The following is a 2,956-nucleotide window of genomic DNA, read 5'->3' as shown; positions in this document are numbered from 1 at the left end:
GGGCCGGCCCCCCCGCCGGGGCCGCCCCGGGGGGGGGCCCGCGCCGGGGCGGCGCCTGGCCCGGCGACGAGGCGCGTGCGCGGCCCCTTGGCCGCCTTGAGGGCGTGGAAGCGGCCGAAATGACCGGCACCGAGGATGGCGAGGCGAAGGCTCATGGCGCCCCCTCTACTCCCTCCCCCGGCCGGCGGGGAGGGCGCGGGCTTGCATCGGGGGTCCCCCCCGCGCATCTTCCGCCCCAAACGCCCGCCTCCCGCCCGGAACGGAGGGCGGGCTCCACCCGAAAGGCAGGCTCGTCCCAGCCCATGATGTATTTCGCCCGCTGGAAGGCGCTCGCCATCGCCGGCGTCTGCCTCCTCGGTGTCCTGATGTCGCTGCCGAACCTGCTGCCGCGCGACAGCATGCCCGGCTGGATGCGCCAGATCAGCCTCGGCCTCGACCTGCGCGGCGGCTCCTACCTGCTGCTGGAGGTGGACACCTCCGCGATGGTGCGCGAGCGGCTGGAGGGGCTGGTGGACACGGTCCGCCGCGGCGCCGCCACGGCCAATCCGCGCATCCTCTACACCGGGCTGAACGCGGACCAGGCGCAGCGCCGCGTCTCGCTGCGCGTCTCCGACCCGGCGCGCGCCAATGACGTCGCGCGCATCCTGCGCGAGGCGGCGATCGGGGTGAATGCCGGCGCCGGCGCGCAGCAGCCCGACATCGAGGTGGCGACCACGCCCGACGGCGTCGTCACCGCCACCCTCACCGAGGTCGCGCTGCGCAACAAGGCGTCGAACGCCGTCGAGCAGTCGCTCGAGATCGTGCGGCGCCGCATCGACGAGAGCGGCCTGGTCGAGGCGCTGATCGCCCGCCAGGGGCAGAACCGCATCCTGGTGCAGCTGCCGGGCGTCGAGGATCCCGCGCGCATCAAGGACCTGCTCGGCCGCACCGCGCGGATGACCTTCCACCTGCTGGACGAAAGCGCGAACCCGCAATCGGCGACGCCGCCGCCCGGCACCATGTTCCTGCGCGGCGAGCGCGGCGAGGAGCGCTACGCGGTGCGCCGGCGCGTGGAGGTGGACGGCGCCAACCTCACCGACGCCCGCGCCGGGCAGGACAGCCGCACCGGCGAATGGGTGGTGAACTTCACCTTCGATTCGGTCGGCAGCCGCCGCTTCGCCGACATCACGCGCGCCAATGTCGGCCGGCCCTTCGCCATCGTGCTCGACGAGCGCGTGATCACCGCCCCGGTGATCCGCGAGCCGATCACCGGCGGCCGCGGCCAGATCAGCGGCAGCTTCAACGTCCAGAGCGCGACCGACCTCGCGGTGCTGCTGCGCGCGGGCGCCCTGCCCGCGCCGCTGACCGTTGTGGAGGAACGCACCGTCGGGCCCGAGCTCGGCGCCGACGCGATCCGCGCCGGCCTGATCTCGCTCGCCGCCGGCACGGTCTTCGTGTTCCTCTACATGGGGCTGGCCTACGGCTTCTTCGGCTGGATCGCCAATCTCGCGCTGCTGGCCAACATCGTGATCATGATCGGCGTGCTGACGGTGCTCGGCGCGACGCTGACGCTGCCCGGCATCGCCGGCATCGTGCTGACGCTGGGCACCGCGCTCGACGCCAACATCCTGATCAACGAGCGCATCCGCGAGGAGGTGCGCAACGGGCGAAGTCCGATCAGCGCGCTGGAGGCCGGCTACACCAAGGCCTCCGGCACGATCATGGACAGCAACCTGACCAACCTGATCGCCATGGCCTGCCTCTACGGTTTCGGCAGCGGGCCGATCCGCGGCTTCGCGGTGACCGTCGCGGTCGGCACGGTGGTGCAGATGTGGACCGCGACCGTGGTGACGCGGCTGATCATCGCGCTGTGGTATCGCGCCAAGCGGCCGAAGGAACTGCCGGTGCTGGAGAAGCCCGGCCTGTCGCTGTTCCAGCGCCTCGCGCGGCCGCTGTTCCGCCTCGTCCCCGACGACACGCGCATCCCCTTCATGCGCGGCGCGAAGATCGGCGTGATCGTCTCAGCGATCATCTCGACCGCGTCGGTCGCGCTCGCGGTCTATCCGGGGCTCGAGAAGGGCATCGACTTCCGCGGCGGCATCATCATGGAGGTGCGCACGCCGGGGCCGGCGAACCTCGCGCAGCTGCGCTCGGCCGCCTCGGCGCTCGACCTCGGCGAGGTCGGGCTGCAGGAATTCGGCGCGCCCGACAGCGTGCTGGTGCGCCTGCCGGTGCAGGGCGACGAGGCGGGGACGCAGCGCGCGGTGGCCGCGGTGCGCTCCGCGCTCGAGCAGGTGGCGCCGGGCACCCGCGTGCTGCGGGTGGAAGCGGTGGGCAACCGCATCTCGGCCGAGCTGTTCCAGGGGGGCATGATCGCGCTCGGCCTCTCCTTCCTGGCGATGCTGATCTACATCTGGTTCCGCTTCGAATGGCAGTTCGCCGTCGCCGGCATCGCCACGCTGCTGCTCGACACGACGAAGGTCGTGGGGCTGATGGTGGTGACCGGGATCGAGTTCAACCTCACCACCGTGGCGGCGATCCTGACCATCATCGGCTTCAACGCCAACGACAAGGTCGTGGTGTTCGACCGCATGCGGGAGAACCTGCGCAAATACAAGCAGATGCCGCTGCGCGAGCTGGTGGACCTCTCGATCAACGAGACGCTGAACCGAACCATCGGCACCTCCATGACGCTGCTGCTCAGCGCGCTGCCGCTGGCGCTGTTCGGCGGCGAGGCGCTGTCCGGCTTCGCCTGGCTGATGATCGCGGGCATCGTCATCGGCACCGCCTCCTCCACCTTCATCGCCGCGCCGATCGTGCTGTTCACCGGCGCGAAGTCGCTGCGGAAGGGCGAGCCCGCCTCCGCCGCGGCGGCGCAGCCGGGATGAGGCCGGCCGCGCCCGGCAAGCGGCCCCCCCCCCCGCCGGGGGGGGGCCCCCCCCCCCCCGGACCGCCCCCCCGCCCCCGCGGCGCCGGC

1 protein-coding gene is annotated in these 2,956 nt (G+C 72.5%); it reads left to right on the top strand.

The genetic code is table 11. The features are described 5' to 3' along the window. Nucleotides 1-119 precede the first annotated feature (119 nt). Entirely contained in the window at nt 120-2,867 is a 2,748-nt protein-coding gene (gene secD / locus AC1MIR_RS20815) for a protein translocase subunit SecD (protein WP_480030091.1), read from the top strand. Nucleotides 2,868-2,956 lie beyond the last annotated feature (89 nt).

Source organism: Falsiroseomonas sp. RANM36, assembly GCF_056682175.1.
Note: the sequence above shows the minus strand (reverse complement) of the source record. Positions and strands in the feature narration are given on the sequence as shown.